Genomic DNA, 2,402 nt, shown 5'->3' on the forward strand with positions numbered 1-2,402 from the left:
GGCGCGGCGGGATCGGTGGCGACGGCCCAGCGCTGCTCGACCGCGACCATGCCGCAGCCTGCCGCGGCTCGTGAACTCCGCACGGTTGTGCGGGGCCGACCGATCTCCCGCCGGTGTGCACGGCGGCCGGGGCACGGGCGTGCCCTCGGCTCGGCTAGCCTCGCCGGGTGCGTATGGGGACTGCTGCCGCGGCCGGGTTGCTGCTCGGGTTCGGGCTGGATCGGGTGCTGGGCGATCCTCGGCGCGGGCATCCGGTGGCCGGGTTCGGTTCGGCGGCAATGCGGGTGGAGCGGGTCACCTATCGCGACAGCCGGGCGGCCGGAGTCGTGCACGAGGTGGTGCTGGTCGGCGCTGTCACGGGACTGGGAATCGGGTTGCGGCGGGCGGTGTCCGGGCGGGCCGGGTCGAATCGCCGGACCTCCCGGCCACGTTCGACCGGCAGCGTTCGGACACTCGGCGAGGTGGCGCTCACCGCCGCCGCGACCTGGACCGTGCTCGGCGGGACCACGCTCGCGAAGACCGGGCGGGATATGGCGGATCGGCTCGAGTCCGGGGATATCGAGGGGGCGCGGGCGCTGCTGCCGTCGCTGTGCGGGCGGGATCCCGAGGCGCTCGACGCCGATGGGCTGGCGCGGGCCGCGCTCGAATCGATCGCGGAGAACACCTCGGATGCGACTGTCGCACCGCTGTTCTGGGGTGCGGTGGCGGGCGTTCCGGGGCTGCTGGCCTACCGGGCGATCAATACGCTCGACGCGATGGTCGGCTATCGCAACGAGCGATACGAGCGATTCGGTTGGGCCGCGGCCCGCACCGATGATGTCGCCAATCTCGCGCCCGCTCGGGTGAGCGGGCTGCTCACGACCGTGCTCGCGCCGGTGATCGGCGGCCGCCCGGGGGATGCGTGGCGGGCCTGGCGTCGGGATGCCGGCAAGCATCCGAGTCCGAATGCCGGTGTGGCGGAAGCCTCCATGGCGGGTGCGCTGGGCGTGACGCTCGGCGGCCGCACCGAATACCGGCACGGCATCGAGATGCGGCCGACGCTCGGGGACGGGCCGGTCCCCCGGGTGCGTGATCTCCGCCGCGCGGTACGACTCTCGGAAGCCGTCCAGCTCGGCACCGCGCTGACCGCGGCCACGGCCGCCTATCTGCGCCGACGCTGACCCACTCCCGCCGGGCCACGAACTTCAGCAGCCATTCCACCGAGGCGTACCCGACCGTTCCGATCACCGCCGCCCGCGCCGCCCGGATCGGGTGTTGGCGGTCGCTCCGACCGCAATGGCCGGGCCGGACAGTCGGCTTGGCTAAGTTCATCGGGTGAATGTCACACTCCGATGAGCTGTTTCGTCGGTGCTGTGAACGGTTCGCCCAACGGGCGGGCGTAAGCGAAGGCGAGGGTGCGATGAGTGGTGGGCAGCGGCCGAACGGGCCCGATCAGGCCGAGCTGGCACGGCGGTTCGAGGAGCATCGCGGCTATCTGCGGCGGGTCGCGTACAGCACGCTCGGCAGTCTCAGCGACGCCGACGACGTGGTGCAGGAGGCCTGGCTGCGGCTGGTCCGGTACTACGAGACCAGTCCCGAGGGCGCGGAGATCGAGAATCTGCGCGCGTGGCTGACCACGGTCACCGGCCGGCTGGCGCTCGACTATCTCGGGTCGGCGCGGGCGCGGCGCGAACAGTATGTGGGCGAATGGCTTCCGGAGCCCGAGGTCACCACCTGGGACGACCCGGCCGACCGCGTCTCACAGGACGAGCGGGTCACCACCGCGCTGCTGGTGGTGCTGGAATCGCTGTCGCCGGCCGAGCGGACCGCGTTCGTGTTGCAGGATGTGTTCGGCATGACCGGCCCCGAGGTGGCCGAGGTCGTGGGCCGCACCCCGGCCGCGGTGCGCCAATTGGCTTCGCGCGCTCGCAAACACGTGGAGAACGGCACGCCCCGCTTCCCCGCCAGCGCCGACGAGCACGAGAAGGTGGTGTCGGCGTTCGCGGTGGCGTGGCGTTCCGGCGATCTGAGCGCGCTGCTGGGCGTGCTCGACGCCGATGTCACCTTCACCTCCGACGGCGGCGGCAAGGTGCAGGCGTTCCTGCATCCCATGCACGGCGCGGACAAGGTCGCCAAGACGCTGCTCGGGTTCCTGGAGTTCGCGTCGAAGGTGGGCGGCGCGTGGGGTCGCCCGGTGCTGGTCAACGGTCGTCCCGGCCTGGTGGTGTTCGACGGCAAGAACACCGGCGTCTTCTCGTTCACCATCGACGAGGGCCGGATCACCAAGATCGATGTGGTGCGCAACCCGGACAAGCTGCGCGATCTCCCGGCCGACGGCGCGGGACCGGACTGGGCGCTCGGCTCGTCCGAGTCCTGAGCGACGGACACCGCGGGCCCGCGACCGGATTCACCCGGTCGCGGCC

At 72.1% G+C, this 2,402-nt stretch carries 2 protein-coding genes; both read left to right on the plus strand.

Annotation, left to right across the window (positions count from 1 at the left end; genetic code table 11):
* The first annotated feature begins 173 nt into the window (after positions 1–173).
* Positions 174–1,160 (plus strand): cobalamin biosynthesis protein, encoded by a 987-nt coding sequence (locus tag ACWELJ_RS33965; protein ID WP_452370153.1) that lies wholly within the window; start codon positions 174–176, stop codon positions 1,158–1,160.
* Between the two features lie 239 nt (positions 1,161–1,399).
* Complete coding sequence (sigJ, locus tag ACWELJ_RS33970; protein WP_452370152.1) at positions 1,400–2,356, plus strand: RNA polymerase sigma factor SigJ; 957 nt, start codon at positions 1,400–1,402, stop codon at positions 2,354–2,356.
* Positions 2,357–2,402 lie beyond the last annotated feature (46 nt).

Source organism: Nocardia sp. NPDC004582, from assembly GCF_053602115.1.